This window comes from Bacillus cereus (genome assembly GCF_002564555.1).
Lineage (GTDB): Bacteria > Bacillota > Bacilli > Bacillales > Bacillaceae_G > Bacillus_A > Bacillus_A cereus_K.
Map to the genome: position 1 here is coordinate 124,526 of NZ_NUVD01000081.1, position 16,810 is coordinate 141,335.

Sequence of the window (16,810 nt, forward strand, 5' to 3'; positions counted from 1 at the left end):
CTTTATTTCTATTATAAATTTCTATAGAATATGTTGATAGGAATTATAAATTTCATATTGAATCGTGGAAAGGGTGGGAATAACACATGTGGAACGAGTTTAAAAAATTCGCCTTAAAAGGGAACGTAATGGATTTAGCTATCGGGGTCGTAATCGGTGGTGCATTCGGTAAAATTGTTTCTTCATTAGTAGGCGATGTGATCATGCCATTAATTGGTCTACTACTTGGTGGAATAAACTTCAAAGGACTTTCCTTTACATTTGGTGGCGCAGTTGTAAAATATGGTGCATTTATTCAAACAGTTGTCGATTTCTTAATTATCGCATTCTCTATCTTCTTATTCATTAAATTGTTTAATAAACTAACGTTGAAAAAAGAAGAAGAAAAAGAGGAAGAAATTCCAGAACCAACAAAAGAAGAAGTTCTTCTTGGCGAAATTCGCGACTTACTAAAACAACAAGGCTCTTCTAAAGATAGAGCATAATTGAACGAAAAAGGCATGTCCCGAGAGCGGCATGCCTTTTTTTATATGCTATAACGTTTCCGAATTCATATGAATAAATAAAACAATTCCTGCAACCATAAGTACCATAATGCTACCTGCAAATAACGTAATACCCATAAACATCAATTTCGTGCTTACATCTATCGAAATACTTTCAGTAAAAATAGAAATTACATACGTGATAAGGGCAATTCCTGCAAGAATACTTCCTGGAACAAATCGCTTTAAGCCATTTTGTTTTAACGTCATGTATGCAAAAATAGCAGTCATACAAAGCGTAATTATCCAAAGAACGATCATCTCTTTTCCCCCCTCACAGGCCTTTTCTTTCTATTATACATGACATTGCCCTATAATAGTTGAATTTGCACTTATGTGACATATAACAAGGAATTATCCCATCTATAGCGAATGTCTTATGAAGAGTCCCAAATACATTCTCATTATCAAAGTAACATATTTACAATACCAGCTTCACTTATAGCAAGTATTATTTATAAACTAAAACATTCAGCATAAGGAGATTCTTTCTATATGTACGCTGTAAAATTATTATTTGAATCTGTCCATTCAGGTGAGCCTAATCCTAGTAAAATAGATGAGCATTATGAAGAGAATCACGATACACTTTTTGAAGAAAGCATCATTCTCATTAAAGCGAACAGTTTAGAGGAAGCGCATGTGCTAAGTGAAAAGCTCGCTATACAATCTGAATTAACGTACGACAATGTGTACGAGGAGCAAGTCACGTGGAAGTTTCGAAAAGTGCTACACGTGTTTGAATTAGACGATACGCCATTTGAAACGGGAAAAGAATTGTACGCAAGGTTTTTACACGTTAAGAAAAATGAAACTGTAGATACAGTAGTTAAAAAATACTATCCTGAATACGAATAAAAGCTCACAGCAATCGCTGTGAGCTTCTTTATACTTACTTCGTTGAATTTCTAAATTGGATACGGTGAGGTAAGATAACAGTGTGATCTTCCACTTTTTCTTTGTTCATATACTTTGTTAATAGACGCATTGCGACTGCACCGATATCATACATTGGTTGTACAACTGTTGAAAGCTGTGGACGAACCATTAATGCAAGGCGTGTATTATCGAAACCAAGTACTTCTACATCAGTTGGTACATTTAATCCAGCGTCTTGTGCTGCGTGGATTACACCTAGTGCCATTTCATCAGATGATACGAAGATTGCTGTTGGTTTTTCATCACTACTCCAAAGCTTTTCAAATGCTTCGATACCTGAATCATATGTGTAATCTCCATCGATTATAAGATTTTCATCATATGAAATACTTGCTTCTTCTAAAGCTTTTTTATAACCTTGTAATTTCTTTGCGCTTGCTGCTTTATCAATAAAAGGACCAGAGACGAAACCGATACGCTTATGTCCTTGCTCGATAAAGTGCTTCATTGCATCGTAAGCTGCTTGTGTATAATCAATATTTACTGATGGCGTTTCATTTTGCTCATCAAATGACGCTGCCAATACAATCGGTACTGGAGATTTTTTGAATTCTTCAATGTGAACATCTGTAATATCTTCACCCATGAAAACAATTCCGTCGACTTGTTTTCCAAGCATCGTATTTAATAAATGGAACTCTTTCTCTTTGTTTTGGTCAGAGTTACTTAAAATGATGTTATATTTGTACATTGTTGCGATATCTTCAATTCCACGAGCAAGTTCTGCATAAAACGTATTTGAGATATCAGGAATAATAACACCCACTGTAGTTGTCTTCTTACTTGCTAGTCCACGTGCTACCGCATTCGGGCGGTACCCTAAACGATCAATTGCTTCTAATACTTTCTTTCTTGTTGTAGGCTTTACATTTGGGTTACCGTTCACAACGCGTGATACGGTAGCCATTGAAACGTTCGCTTCGCGCGCTACATCATAGATTGTTACGTTCATCTCATCGCACACTCCTTCTATTTTTGTTATCTATTTTTATGTATCGGTTACTTGAATGAAAAAAAGACATCAACTCTATTTGCAGATGCCACCAATCGTCCCGAGTTCTTCCTTTTACTAATGATACGATAAAAACGCAGGCTCATACAATATTTTCCCGCAAAAGTTTCGAAAAAATTCGCTTCTTTCCTCGTATTTTCGTATTTTTTATGAAAAAAGGGCATTTTTTGTAAAAAAATAGATGTTTCATAAGTAGGAACTTCGTTTTCAAACAATACGATAGTAAATAAAGTGAAACTTTAATCAGTGGGGTTTTTATTCATCCCCACTAATTATTCGTCTTCACCAATCGAACTTTTACGGACAATTGATCTCCGCCCTAGCTAAATTTTGAGACCAGGGTCTTACTGTCCAATCAATAGCTGTATGAAATTTATATCAGCAACTTTTGAAACATACCGATTTACCAACAAAAAACGACAATTGTAGTCGCTATATAATAAGAAGAAGCTAATTCAAAATGCTTTTTCGGAACGCTTCTTTCAAAGTTTTTATAATTTACTTCCAAATGCTTTTAATTCTTTCATAAAGTCATTGAACTGCGGGATATTCATTTGCTGCGCTGCATCCGATAAAGCGACAGCTGGATCTGGATGTACTTCAGCCATAACTGCATCTGCACCAATTGCCATCGCTGCTTTTGCAGCTGGTAGCAGAAGATCACGTCGCCCTGTAGAGTGCGTTACATCGACAACGACAGGTAAATGTGTTTCTTTCTTCAAAATCGGCACAGCGGAAATATCAAGCGTATTACGCGTCGCTCTCTCATACGTGCGAATACCTCGTTCACATAAAATAATGTTTCCATTTCCCCCTGCCATAATATATTCTGCCGCATTAATGAATTCCTCAATTGTTGCTGATAAACCGCGTTTTAATAAAACTGGTTTATTTACAGCACCAGCTGCTCTCAACAAGTCGAAGTTTTGCATATTGCGAGCACCAATTTGAATAACATCAACGTAATCTAGCGACATCTCAATATCATTTGGATTTAAAATTTCACTAATAACAGCTAAATCATATTCATCTGCCACTTGACGTAAAATCTGTAATCCCTCTAACCCCAGTCCTTGGAAGTCATACGGAGAAGTACGCGGTTTGAATGCACCACCACGCATTAATTTCAAACCTTGCGCTTTCATTGCTTCAGCAACTTGACGTACTTGTTCATAACTTTCTACTGCGCATGGGCCCATAATAAAATGTTGATTTCCGTCACCAATTTTTTCACCATTTATTTCAACAATCGTATCTTCTATTTTTTTCTTACGAGAAACAAGTAGTGCTTTACGATGATCATCTTCTTGTAACTCTAAACCAGCTTGGAAAATTTGTTTGAAAATATGCTGTAAAGTCGACGTTTCAAACGGACCATTATTATTCTCTGCAATTACATCCAGCATATTTCTTTCACGTACAGGATCAAAACGTTTCACACCTTGTACTTCTTTTAAATTACCAACCTCTTGTACGAGACGACCTCTTTCGTTTAATAACTCTAATATTTGTAAATTTAGTTGATCGATTTCAGAACGTAAACGACCTAGTTGTTGTGATGTCATAAGAAAGCCACCTCTTTCAAATTCCTATATGTTACTTTTTTAAGATAATTTATTATAGCTGATACATATGTGATTGTCACACGATAAACAGCAATGAATCGATATCCAAAACTTCATAAGAATCTCTCCCAGAATGGAGCAGTACAAAACATTATCGCAAAAAAAAGACAGTATAAATACTGTCTTCTTTTATAAGAAGGAAACAAACGGTTTATCGCTGTTTTTCTCTTTTATAATAACAGCCTCGATTTTACTCTCAGACTTTATCTGTAATTGCACTTTTGCATCTTTAGGCAGTTTCTCTAACATACTTTGAGCAGCCATTTGAGTAAGGGCCATTAATTCTGTTTTACCGTTATATTTAATAACGATATCCATATTTAAATTATCCATATGATTTTGCTTATAAGAAACTTTAGCATTGACTGGGATATAATCTCCAGGAGAAAACTCTTTTATTGACTTAGCAAATTCATTTATTTTTGTATTATCTTCTCCATATGCTTGTGTAAATTCATCAGAAGGATATGAATACGATTTTTCATCAATCGTACTCCAATTTCCAAGATTCGTATCATTCTTTTGAACGGCAGCACTAGAAATATACGTACCATCTTTTAAAGAACTTGTACTTTCTTGCTTAAAGATAGCAAACGTAATTGGAGATTTGTTATATTTATCATTTTTATTAATAGCTTCTATAAGTTGTTTGGCAACTTCAGTACCTTTAGAAATAGCTTCTTCATTCGATACACTTGAAGACATAGCTAAACCAATCATAACACCAGATAAGCTTAATTCGTTTGAATTCTGTTTTTGGAAATAGTCCTGTTCTATAATATTCGTCACAACTGGTGCCCCTTGTTTCGTGACTAATTCATCAATTAATTTCTCTGGAATATACTGATTTAATTGTAATACATGATTTTCTGTATCAAATTGTTTTGTAGCGATATTCATTAAACCACTTTCAAATTCTGCTAGATCTAATTTCGAATTCGTTTTTATATTAACTGTATTAATCACCTTTTGTTCTTTTAAAGGAATAACAGTTCTATAATAATCCTTAGAAACAGCAGTTCTTGGAATCATACTTTTCTCTTTCGTATCTTTCTGTACAACTTCATCCTTCTTGCTAATCGTATCGTTACTGCAAGCTCCTAGTAATAAGCTTACGACCGCGAAGGATAATGCCATTTTCTTCATTGCTTAAAACCTACTTTCAAAAGTCAATTTGCTTAATAACATATATAAAGTGTACCATTAAATATATTTCAGCAAAATAAAAATTCTGTATTATATATATTTAACATACAAACGAGACAAAAAAAGCAAGCATCTACGCTTGCTTTTTTTACTTTACATTCTCTTCTAAAGCATCTTTTTTTATATTCCAATGAGACGTATTCCATACTACTAACCCATCTTTTATGTATAACACTTGCGGTGATTCATGCTTAATACTGTACTGTTCTGCAACACGATTCGAAACATCTCTCGCATCTTGTACGTACAAGTAATACGCTGGTACTTCTCTTTCTTCACTGCAATACGCTTGAAATTCTGTGTATGCACCGTGACTAATCGGACATGTCGTACTATGTTTAAAAAGAACATACGGCTCATTCTTTTCTACTAACGCTTCAAGTTCTTCAATTGTTTCAATCTTCATCATACTCATCATTACTCACCTCTCATGCGAAGTCTAGAGCGCTTCTCTCTCTTTTCAGCCTTCTGCTCAGCTTTCTCAAGTTTACGCTCTTCTTTTTCAATCTTTTTCTCTTGTCTCGTCGCACGGTAATGATTGTATACTTCAATTGCCGCACTGCTCCACTGTACAACTTGTGCTACTTTATCTGCGTTATTTTCAATTTCATCCGTAACAGACTCAGATACATTGCGAAGTTTCGTATTTAAAGAATGGATTGTCGTCCCAATCCCATCTACACCTGCTACTACTTTATTTAATGACTGCGACTTCTGTTGAATATCGTCAGCTAACGCATTTGTTTTATGTAATAATTGCTCTGTCTCTACGCTAATCCCTTGCATTTGCTTCTCTAAACCTTCTAATGTACTTGCAACGTTTTCTAACGTCTTTTGAACCGATAACAACGTTCTGCATACATACACTACTAATACAGCGAAAGCAACCGCGATAATAGCCGCACTTACATATAAAAGAACTTGCATTTCATCACTTCCTTTATCTTTTTCATACTTTCCCCTATTATACAATCATTTTCGTTTCATTCTAATCCCTATCTTTTCATTAGAATTTTCATACTTATTCGTTAACTGTAACATAAATCATTCAACAAATTCCACTAAGTAGGTTACAATAGGAGAGGATACATAATTAGTAGGGAGGCTTTACATATGAAAGATCCACGCATTGAAAAGTTAGCATACAATTTAATTAACTACTCTATCCGATTACAAAAAGGTGAAAAAGTATTAATTGAAAACTTTGGCTTACAAAAAGAACTTGTAACTGCACTTGTTAAAGAAGCATATGCAGCTGGTGGTTTCCCATTCGTCTCTTTAAAAGATCATCAAGTAGATCGCTCTTTATTAATGGGGGCTACTGAAGAACATTTCGAGCAAATCGCTGCATATGAAGCAAGCGTAATGAAAGATATGGACGCTTATATCGGCCTTCGCTCTGGCGATAATATTAACGAACAAGCTGACGTTCCAAGTGAAAAAATGCAAATTCACGGTCAAACAGTTGGTAAGAAAGTTCATAGAGACATCCGCGTTCCGAAAACACGCTGGGTTGTTCTTCGTTACCCAAATGCTTCTATGGCACAGCTTGCTAAAATGAGCACAGAAGCTTTCGAAGACTTCTACTTCGAAGTATGTAACTTAGACTACGGTAAAATGGATAAAGCGATGGATAGCCTTGTTACATTAATGAATAAAACAGATAAAGTTCGCTTAACTGGTCCTGGAACTGACTTAACATTCTCTATTAAAGACATTCCAGCTATTAAATGCTCAGGCCATTTAAACATTCCAGACGGTGAAGTATACTCTGCACCAGTTCGCGATTCTGTTAACGGTACAGTTTCTTACAACACACCATCTCCTTACAACGGTTATACATTCGAAAATGTACAACTTAAGTTTGAGAACGGCCAAATTATTGAAGCAACTGCAAACGATTCAGAGCGCATTAACAAAATCTTCGATACAGACGAAGGCGCACGCTACGTTGGTGAGTTCGCAATCGGCGTAAACCCATACATCTTACATCCAATGGGAGATATCCTATTCGATGAAAAAATCGATGGTAGCTTCCACTTCACTCCTGGACAAGCTTACGACGATGCATGGAACGGCAACAACTCTAACATCCACTGGGATTTAGTATGCATCCAACGCCCTGAATACGGTGGCGGAGAAATTTACTTCGACGACGTACTAATCCGTAAAGACGGACGTTTCGTTGTACCTGAACTAGAAGCTTTAAATCCAGAGAACTTAAAATAATATAAAGAAACGCTCGGAAGGCACTCCGAGCGTTTCTTTATTTCTTCCCTACCATTTCTATTTTCACATGTGGATTTTCTTTTTCTACAAGTGACAAAAACTGCTCCATATTTTGCGGCATCGCAATTATATGTACTTTATATGCATTCGTCGTAATTTCAAGGGATTTCCCAACTTGACGAATAATTCTTATATCTTTTAATACAATATCATCGTTTAAAATACCGTACTTTAATACACCATTTTCTACTTTATGTTTTTTAATAAACACTTCCCAAACGAGTGGTACATTTACAATGAAGCATAAACCCATCCCAATTAACGCTGACATCCCATGCTCTTTATTTGTGAAAAGCATGACCATTGGATACACAAACATAAAAGCTAACGTAAGACTAACGAAAATTACTGCTGATTTACTTCTTTGAATTGGAAAGTTCATACCTACACCCCCTAACCAAATTATACCACTACTTCCATTTTAATTAATAAAAAAGGCCATTTGCAAATGACCTTTTTAAACAATCTGTCATAAAATTTCTTACTTACCTTGAATCTCTTTCCATTCTGAAGCTACTAAACTATACACAGCAATATCCTGAAAATGATCATATATCCATTCTTCATCTCGTAAAATACCATCTAATTTAAACCCTAAACGTTCTGGAATTGCGCGGCTTTTCTCATTTCCAACACCGCACCGAATTTCAATTTTATTCAGCTTTAAATTTTCAAATGCATAGTGAAGTACAGCCTTTACGCTACGCGTCATAATACCTTTCCCGCCAGCATCTTCTGCAAGATAATACCCAAGACTCGTCGCTTTCTTTCCCCAGCTCACCGGATGAATGCCTACCATCCCAACAAGCTTTCCTTTATAGCGTATACCACTTTCAAAACCGTCTCCCTCTGCAAATTTCTTTAACCACATCGGAAAAATTTCATCATAAGCATCAGCAGATTTCGTCCCATCTACCCAAGGGAGCCATCTTCTTAAATGATTACGGTTTTGGTCTATTAATTGATATAATTCCTCTTTATGATGCTTCTCTAATAATTGTAGTTCGATTTCGTCATCTACTCTAAGTGTGAACATGTTTTTTAGCCCCTTTTAGTTTTCTTATTATTCTAACATTTATGAGTAGGGAATGTCCCCCAACATATCGACGTTTCGACAATTATATATGCCAAAACAGCACAAAAAAAAGACGCACAGCCACAGCTATGCGTCTTTTCTATTACTTCTCTGCAACTTGAACTTCTTTAACGTAAGCTGCTTCGAATTTTTGGATGTCTCCTGCGCCCATGAAAATTAGAACGCCGTTTTTATGTTTCTTTAATACATCCGTTGTTGTATCTGTAATTAGTTCTGCGCCGTCAATACGCTTTTGCAGATCTTCGATTGTTAATTCACCTTTGTTTTCACGTGCTGATCCGAAAATATCACATAAGTATACTTGGTCAGCTTTGCTTAGGCTTTCTGCGAACTCATCTAAGAACTTTTCTGTACGTGAGAATGTGTGAGGCTGGAATACAGCGACAACTTCACGCTCTGGATGTTTTTGACGAGCAGCTTCAATCGTTGCATTAATTTCTGTAGGATGGTGTGCATAGTCATCGATGATAACTTGCTCTCCCATTGGCTTTTCATTAAAGCGACGTTTTACGCCTTCAAAAGTTGTTAGCTGATGTTTAACCGCTTCTACATCAACGTTTTCATAATGGCAAAGCGCGATTACTGCTAATGCATTTAATACGCTGTGATTGCCGTATCCTGTAATTTTGAACGTATCATAGTACGTATTACGAACGAATACATCGAATATCGTACCATCTGTTCTTTTTTGGATGTTACGTGCTTGGAAATCATTATCTTCTCCAAATCCATAGAAAATAACAGGTACTTTCGCTTGAATTTTTTGAAGTTCTTCATCATCTCCACATGCAATAATGCCTTTTTTCACTTGCAATGCCATCTCTTGGAATGCACTGAATACATCATTGATGTCTGCAAAATAATCTGGATGGTCAAAATCAATATTTGTCATAATTGCATAGTCTGGATTGTAAGACAAGAAATGACGACGGTACTCACAAGCTTCAAATACAAAATACTTACTATTTTCTACCCCATGCCCAGTTCCATCTCCAATAAGGTAAGATGTCGGATGTGCACCTTGCATTACATGGGCTAACAAACCAGTTGTTGATGTTTTTCCATGTGCACCAGTTACAGCAACACTTGTGTACTGATTCATAAGATCACCTAAGAAGTGGTGGTAACGATGTACTGGGATGTTTAATTCTTTTGCTGCTACAATTTCTTCATGCGTATCAGGAAATGCATTTCCTGCAATAATCACTTGTCCTTCTTTAACATTATTTTTATCAAAAGGAAGGATCGAGATATCACGCTTTTCCAACGCTACTTGTGTAAAGAAACGCTTTTCATAATCAGACCCCTGAACAGTATTCTTCATGTCATGAAGAATTTGTGCTAATGAACTCATTCCTGTTCCTTTAATTCCTACAAAATGGTAAACTGTCATCTTAAAGAACCTCCAACATTTCGAACTAATACAACGGCCTATCTATAAGACAGTATATGAATCTTTTCTTATTTTGGTAATCATCATACATTTTTGATGTAGTGAAGTTATTCTTTCCCTTCACTTATCAGGATAAACTCGTACGTACTTCTTTATATGTCCATAACAAATCCATTATAGCAAAAAAGAAGCCGCTATACTATGATAACAGAAAAACTGATAGGGTCAATCACCTATCAGTTTTTCTGTTTTTTACATATCTTCTTTTGTTTCTAATTGCACACGTTCTAGACGTGGATTTGGACGATATTTACGACCAGCTTTCGCTTCTGGTTTTCCATTTAATTCTACGTTATCACCAGTAAAGCCGATATTCATTTTTAATAAGCTGCTTCCTACCCCATATATATCAACAGGTACGTTTTGAGCTTCAAATTCACGAATACGCTTCTCATCAAATCCACCAGTTACAACGATGTCTACGTGCTGGAATCCTTCTTCATCAAGCGCTTTACGAAGTGCAAATACAAGCGATGGATTTACACCACGTGGATCAAATGTTCCAAGTACTTCTGGATGGCGAATGAAATATTGATCAATCATTGTACGAGACGTATCTACACGTACACCTTTTAATGTTGATCCAAATTCACGTGCTACGCGAAGTGCATCTGTAATGACATCATTATTGTAATCAATTAATACAACTAATTCATCTTCTGGGAATTTCTTATGATATGCTTTTGCCGCTTCCACAACATCACCATTAAACATTTGAATTAATGCGTGAGGCATTGTCCCCATACCACTTCTGCCCCACCATTCATTCATCGCATGCGTCGCTTGTGCGCTCATACCTCCGATATATGCTGCATAACCGTCACCAGCTTGTTGTGTATAATGATCATCGCGATCTCCCATGAAAATAACTGGTTTTTCTTTATCTACACTACGTGCAGCTTGGACAACGTTGTATACGTTTGTTGCAACCGATGTACGACGGGCTAAAATCCCATCAATTACACCTTCCAAAAATCCGAAGTTTTCATAAGGACCATGAATTGTTAAAACTGTTTCAAACGGACTAATATTATCGCCATCTTTTAAAGAATGAATTTCTAATTCCTCAGGATTTTTGGCAAATGTTTGTAGCAATGCGATTACTTCATCTGTTCCGCAAAGTACTGCATTCTCTTTTTGGAAAAACTGCATCGTTACAACACTTTTCGGGCGAAATTCTTCAATGATTTCTCTAGTTTTTAAAAAGTAAACGGCAGAGAACCAACCTTCTCCAACACGCTCATCAAATTTAAATGTTTTATTTGTTAGTCGATTTATTTCACCTTTTAATTTTAATTCAATTTCTTTCATGTCGCTTTACTCCCTACTTTACTATCCAACATTTTCTCTTAGTATACAGCAAAACCTGCTACTATACATTTGTTTCCTGCATAGCAGCAAATTCATCCTCAGAAATAAGGACATCTCTCGGCTTTGTTCCTCTTGCTTCAGAAATAATCCCTTGCGATTCCATCTCTTCAATGAGGCGGGCCGCGCGATTATAACCGATGCGGAATTTTCGCTGTACAGAAGATGTGGACGCTCCCCCTTGTTCTACAACAAATTGACATGCATCTAAAAATATTTCATCTTCCGACTCACTCTGTTCTGTTTTCGCTAATAAATCCTCTTGCTTAAATAAGTAATTCGGCTTCATTTGCTTTTTCACATGATCAACTGTTTTTTCAATCTCATCATCCGATACATATACACCTTGTACACGAACCGGCTTAGATGTGCCGTTCCCTAAAAATAACATATCACCACGGCCAAGTAATTTCTCCGCGCCCCCAATATCGATAATCGTACGCGAATCAACTTGAGATGATACAGTAAACGCAATACGCGTTGGAATGTTTGATTTAATTAAACCTGTAATAACATCTACAGATGGACGTTGCGTCGCAACTAATAAATGAATACCACAAGCACGTGCTTTTTGAGCGATACGACAAATCGCTTCCTCAACATCACCAGGAGCAACCATCATTAAGTCGGCTAACTCGTCAATAACGATAACGATATAAGGTAATGTCTCTCCCGGAATTTCTCGCTCGCTTACAATCGTATTGTAACGAGTTAAATCACGAGCACCTGCATGCGCAAATAGTTCATAACGGCGTTCCATCTCTTCAACTGCCCACTTTAACGCAGCTGTCGCTGCTTTTACATCAGTAATAACAGGTGCTACAAGATGTGGAACAGAATTATATGGTGCAAGCTCAACCATCTTTGGATCAATTAGTATCAACTTCACTTCATGTGGCTTCGCTTTATATAAAATACTCGTTAAAATTGCGTTAATGCACACACTTTTCCCCGAACCAGTTGCGCCGGCAATGAGTCCGTGTGGCATTTTTCGAATATCCGTTACAATTGGATCACCAGAAATATCAAGTCCAAGCGCAACAGTAAGCGGTGATTCACTCTTTGTAAACACAGGACTTCTCAAAATTTCACGAAGAAATACTGGCTTACTTTCTTTATTTGGAACTTCAATTCCAATCGCACTCTTTCCTGGAATCGGCGCTTCAATACGAATATCTTTCGCAGCTAAACTCAGCTTAATATCATCGCTTAAGTTGGTAATTTTATTTACTTTTACACCTGGGTCTGGCTGTACTTCAAAACGAGTTACCGCTGGCCCTTGTGACACATTAATAACATGTGCTCCAACATGGAAATTATTAAATGTCGTATTTAATAATTCTTCCTGCTCTTCTAACCATTCCGTATTATCTAACGCTGCTTGTTGCGGAATTGCCAACAATGCTAATGGCGGCACAGTATATGTTGGTGGTGTGTGTAATACGTTTCGCATGTCGTTCTCTCTTTGGTTTACAACATATGCTTTCTCTTGTACTTCCGTACTTGAAATTGGCTTCTGTACTTGCTCTGTAACCACTTGTTGCACTGGTTGTTCTTCTACGACTGGCTTTACTACCACTTGTTGCATCGGTCGCTCTTCCACTCGGGGTTCTACTACCACTTGCTTCACTGGTTGTTCTTCTACTCGGGATTCTACTACCACTTGTTGCATCGGTTGCTCTTCCACCCGGGATTCTACCACCACTTGCTTCATTGGTTGCTCTTCCACTCGAGATTCTACCACCACTTGCTTCACTGGTTGCTCTTCCACTCGGGATTCTACTACCACTTGCTTCACTGGTTGTTCTTCCACTTGGTGTACTGGCTTATTCTCTACGCGTTCACCCATAGAAGGTTGCATTGCATTCGTTCTAGCCGCATGTCTTTCCATTAATCGCGTTCTGTCTTGCTTCAACATAACAACATTAAATGGTACATGACGCTTTTTCTCACGTTTTGGCTCTTCCTTTTGTACAACTGGTTGTTCTTCTACGACTGGCGTTTCTTCTACAACTAGCTGTTCTTGTGCAACTGGCATTTCTTCTACAACTGGTGTTTCTTCTGCAACCGGCGTTTCTTCTATGACTGATGTTTCTTCTGCAACTAGCTGTTCTTCTACAACTGGTGTTTCTTCCACAACTAGTGTTTCTTCTACAACTGATTGTTCTTCTACGACTGGCGTTTCTTCTACAACTAGCTGTTCTTGTGCAACTGGCATTTCTTCTACGACTGGCTGTTCTTCTGCCTCTGCAATTAAAATATTTGCAAAGCTTTGAACATCCTTCTGCGTTTGTTCATCAGCTTTAGCAACATATATAAATTCGCTCTTTTGTTCAGTTACTTCCTCTAACACTAGTTCTCGCTGAGTTTCCTCAAGTGCTACAATTGCTTCTGTTTCTGTAATTTCTTCTTCCACAGACTCTTCCGTTTCCGCAATTCCTTCTGCTTCCACTGACGATTCCGTTTCCGCAATTTCTTCTGCTTCCACTGGCGATTCTGTTTCCGCAATCTCTTCCGCTTCCACTTGCTCTTCCGTTTCCGCAATTTCTTCCGCTTCCACTGACGATTCTGTTTCCGCAATTTCTTCTGCTTCCACCGAATCTTCTATTTCCGCAACTACTTCTTCTAGCTCTGTAACTTCTTCAAACTCTTCTGGTATTTCCACAATGATCGTTTCTTCAAGCTTTTCTTCTGTTTTGACAATCACTGATTCTTCTGGAGCTTGTTTTTCTACTTCCATAGTAGGTTGTTCTATTTCTGTATTACGTTTAATTTCTTCTGATGGTATTGTATCCTCATGCTCTACTTTAGAATCTACTGACTCTTCTTGTAAAATGTTTTCATTTAGCACCACTACATCGTTTTCTTGCTTTGCATCTTCCATACGCTCAGCTACCGTTGTATGAAGTAATTCATCCGCTGAAACTTCCTGCGGCGTATTTATTTCTTGAACCACTTCTTTTTCTTCTACTAAAGGCTCTTGGCGTTCAATTTCATAACCGTTTTTCTCTAGCCATTGATCAACAACTGACTTCTCTTCCTTTTTACTCTGTTGCCCTTGTTGATTAACTGCCTCACGACTAGAAGAAGGCGTTGTTTGCCCTTCTGAGAAATCAGATAATGTATATCCTTTTTTCTCTAACCATGCATCAACGACTGATTTACCCTCTACAGATATTTCAAGATCTTCTCTTTCCTTTTCTTCCTCCTGCTTTTCTACCTTTTTCTCTACTGAAGGACGATTATATCCATAAATCGGCGAAATCATTTCTGTTGGACGAAATGGTCTACGGCTACTTTCTTGCGCTGGTACAGATGCCTTTTTTACGATAGGCTCTCGCTCTGGTTCATATTGCACTTCCGGCTCTTCATATGTAGCAACTACCTTCTCCACATACGGTCGTCTACTTCGTTCCACTTTCATTCCTCTTTGAATAGGCGGATTTTCATATGTTACAGCTTGAACAGGTTGTTCTTCAAAATGCCCTGTTTCTATAACATCCTCTTCATCGAACCCATTATCCGGTACTAATGGAAAACGGCATTTACCTGCATTTCGACTTGCCATTTGTGCTTCTCTTGCTTCAGTGTAGTGGTTTACACGAGGAATTTTCGGCTGACTTTCAACTTTTTCCGGTACTTCTTTATTCATCGCTGTTTGTTCTTCCTCTTTGTTAAACAGCTTTTTCATCCAATCTAACATGCTTACCACTCTTTCTACTAAATAGTAACATCCTTTATTGTATCAGCATTCGGCAAAAAGTGCAGGTAAAATTAAGCATGTCATATTTATCCATAATATTCTAATTTACGAGTGTTTTCATATGGAAAAACGCAGCCTCTCATGTAAGACTGCGTTTAAGCTTTACTCTTCCGATATTCATCTACACTATCCGTTACGCTTTGTAATAAAGAATTCACATACTGCGGGTCAGATAATTTTTTATCTTCTTCAGGATTTGACATAAATCCAAATTCTAATAGAACGCCAGGAACTTTTGCCCAATTAAACCCCGAAAGATCATCTCGATATTTAATTCCATTTACTTTCACTTGCTGATTCTCTCTCATTTTATTTACTATCGTTTGAGAGATTTGAAGACTTTCCGCATAAATCTCTTTCGTATACGGACTTCCTTCTGCCGGCGTCAATACAGCAAATCCACTTTGGTTTGGATTTTCCGAACCATCTGCATGAAGACGTAAAAACAAATTCGCCTTATGATCATTTGCGAATGTCGCACGTTCTTTATTGCTTATATCAACATCTTGTGACGTTCTCGTCATTAATACTTGCATACCTTTTGCTTCAAGCTTTTCTTTTAATATAAAAGCCATTTCTAATACAAGGACAGCTTCTCTTTTTTTCGTTACAACACCTGTTGTCCCATCTGTCACTTTATATTTTTGAGTAGTTGCTCCTGGACCAATCGGCTCTAAATTTAAATTTGCTTTTTGTTGATGCCCTGGATCAATGACAACGAGAAACTTTTCTTGCTTCTCCCTACTCTCTATTTTTGTTCATTATTTTGTGCTGGTTGCTCTGGTGGCTGCACTGGCATAGCTTCCTCTTTCTTTTCCTCTGCCGGCACTTCCTCCTGCTTAGGTTCTACTTGCTCATTCGTTTGAATTGCTTGTGGTTCTTCTTTCTTTTCTTGTTCTTCTTGCTGTTTTTCTATCGGTGCGTCTTCCTTTTTCTCTTTGCTCGTTTCTCTTACAGAAGATGATGCTTCTTTTTTCGGCTGCTCCTGTGAGCAACCTCCCATATATACGCCAATAAATGCAATCATGCCCATTATTTTTATATACTTCATGCTTCTCTCCCATCACTTTGCACCGGATTCAAAGTTTTACTTATAATTGGTTTATAATCTCATCCATATTTCCGATATAAACAGGCTGCCATGTCTCTGTACCACGCTCTGCTGTATAAACTGGGTAAGCTTTATCACCGACATTCACGAAAATAGGATCGCCCATATCTGTTTCATATCCGATCACAATCCATTCTTCTTGCCACTTTCCGTTCTCTTCACTTATTAATGAATTTTTATGTTTATCATATCGATAACCGATTTGTCCTTTTTCTAATTCATTTTCACTAAACAAATAGATTTCATAAGAACCTAATTCGATATCTTGCTGTTTTGAAGTTTCAATTCGTTTCAGAAGTTCTGCGATTTTTAGTTGTTGTTTCATACGTCTATCCGATACGATAAACTTAACTAAATCTATACAATTCAATCAAATTTACACGAGTTAGTGCTTCATCGTGTT

General features: G+C 37.2%; 15 protein-coding genes and 2 pseudogenes. 4 read left to right on the forward strand and 13 right to left on the reverse strand.

Going from position 1 to position 16,810, the window contains the following annotated elements:
* The first annotated feature begins 86 nt into the window (after positions 1–86).
* Positions 87–485: a large conductance mechanosensitive channel protein MscL gene (gene mscL, locus COI75_RS18025; protein WP_000267022.1), complete on the forward strand. Its 399-nt coding sequence runs from the start codon at positions 87–89 to the stop codon at positions 483–485.
* A gap of 48 nt (positions 486–533) precedes the next feature.
* Here mscL and COI75_RS18030 read toward each other — a convergent pair whose 3' ends face one another.
* Positions 534–806, reverse strand: coding sequence for a DUF3917 domain-containing protein (locus tag COI75_RS18030; RefSeq protein ID WP_000636597.1), 273 nt, complete (start codon positions 804–806; stop codon positions 534–536).
* 111 nt (positions 807–917) lie between these two features.
* Between COI75_RS18030 and COI75_RS18035 the strand changes: the two are divergent.
* Positions 918–1,025: pseudogene (locus COI75_RS18035) on the forward strand (DUF3949 domain-containing protein); the annotation flags it as partial.
* 15 nt (positions 1,026–1,040) lie between these two features.
* A complete protein-coding gene (locus COI75_RS18040) occupies positions 1,041–1,403 on the forward strand; it encodes a DUF4288 domain-containing protein (RefSeq protein WP_000271413.1) in 363 nt (120 codons plus the stop codon).
* Between the two features lie 34 nt (positions 1,404–1,437).
* On the opposite strand, the gene ccpA is transcribed toward COI75_RS18040, so the two are convergent.
* The 5 genes from ccpA to COI75_RS18070 form a co-directional block, all read right to left on the reverse strand.
* Positions 1,438–2,436, reverse strand: a complete 999-nt coding sequence (gene ccpA, locus COI75_RS18045; RefSeq protein WP_001103314.1) for a catabolite control protein A — start codon at positions 2,434–2,436, stop codon at positions 1,438–1,440.
* A gap of 551 nt (positions 2,437–2,987) precedes the next feature.
* Positions 2,988–4,061, reverse strand: coding sequence for a bifunctional 3-deoxy-7-phosphoheptulonate synthase/chorismate mutase (locus COI75_RS18055; RefSeq protein ID WP_000203857.1), 1,074 nt, complete (start codon positions 4,059–4,061; stop codon positions 2,988–2,990).
* Positions 4,062–4,250: 189 nt separating this feature from the next.
* Positions 4,251–5,267 carry a CamS family sex pheromone protein gene (locus COI75_RS18060; protein WP_000738021.1) on the reverse strand — a complete coding sequence of 339 codons (1,017 nt, stop codon included), beginning with the start codon at positions 5,265–5,267 and terminating at the stop codon, positions 4,251–4,253.
* Positions 5,268–5,415: 148 nt separating this feature from the next.
* Complete coding sequence (gene ytxJ / locus COI75_RS18065; protein ID WP_033657116.1) at positions 5,416–5,742, reverse strand: bacillithiol system redox-active protein YtxJ; 327 nt, start codon at positions 5,740–5,742, stop codon at positions 5,416–5,418.
* Positions 5,743–5,744: 2 nt separating this feature from the next.
* Positions 5,745–6,254 (reverse strand): DUF948 domain-containing protein, encoded by a 510-nt coding sequence (locus tag COI75_RS18070; RefSeq protein WP_001197717.1) that lies wholly within the window; start codon positions 6,252–6,254, stop codon positions 5,745–5,747.
* Between the two features lie 186 nt (positions 6,255–6,440).
* Between COI75_RS18070 and COI75_RS18075 the strand changes: the two genes are divergently transcribed.
* Positions 6,441–7,556: an aminopeptidase gene (locus COI75_RS18075; protein ID WP_000654723.1), complete on the forward strand. Its 1,116-nt coding sequence runs from the start codon at positions 6,441–6,443 to the stop codon at positions 7,554–7,556.
* A gap of 37 nt (positions 7,557–7,593) precedes the next feature.
* On the opposite strand, the gene COI75_RS18080 is transcribed toward COI75_RS18075, so the two are convergent.
* From COI75_RS18080 to COI75_RS18110, 7 genes and pseudogenes are all read right to left on the reverse strand, one after another.
* Positions 7,594–7,998 carry a PH domain-containing protein gene (locus tag COI75_RS18080; RefSeq protein WP_001010609.1) on the reverse strand — a complete coding sequence of 135 codons (405 nt, stop codon included), beginning with the start codon at positions 7,996–7,998 and terminating at the stop codon, positions 7,594–7,596.
* 99 nt (positions 7,999–8,097) lie between these two features.
* Positions 8,098–8,652, reverse strand: coding sequence for a GNAT family N-acetyltransferase (locus tag COI75_RS18085; RefSeq protein WP_000494660.1), 555 nt, complete (start codon positions 8,650–8,652; stop codon positions 8,098–8,100).
* Between the two features lie 142 nt (positions 8,653–8,794).
* Positions 8,795–10,105, reverse strand: a complete 1,311-nt coding sequence (gene murC, locus COI75_RS18090; protein ID WP_000219472.1) for a UDP-N-acetylmuramate--L-alanine ligase — start codon at positions 10,103–10,105, stop codon at positions 8,795–8,797.
* Positions 10,106–10,357: 252 nt separating this feature from the next.
* Positions 10,358–11,476 (reverse strand): nicotinate phosphoribosyltransferase, encoded by a 1,119-nt coding sequence (locus COI75_RS18095; protein ID WP_000658366.1) that lies wholly within the window; start codon positions 11,474–11,476, stop codon positions 10,358–10,360.
* 61 nt (positions 11,477–11,537) lie between these two features.
* Positions 11,538–15,236 (reverse strand): DNA translocase FtsK, encoded by a 3,699-nt coding sequence (locus COI75_RS18100; RefSeq protein WP_000888014.1) that lies wholly within the window; start codon positions 15,234–15,236, stop codon positions 11,538–11,540.
* A gap of 155 nt (positions 15,237–15,391) precedes the next feature.
* Positions 15,392–16,347 (reverse strand): annotated as a pseudogene (locus tag COI75_RS18105) (N-acetylmuramoyl-L-alanine amidase).
* A gap of 40 nt (positions 16,348–16,387) precedes the next feature.
* Entirely contained in the window at positions 16,388–16,732 is a 345-nt protein-coding gene (locus COI75_RS18110) for a hypothetical protein (protein ID WP_000813284.1), read from the reverse strand.
* Positions 16,733–16,810: the final 78 nt, after the last annotated feature.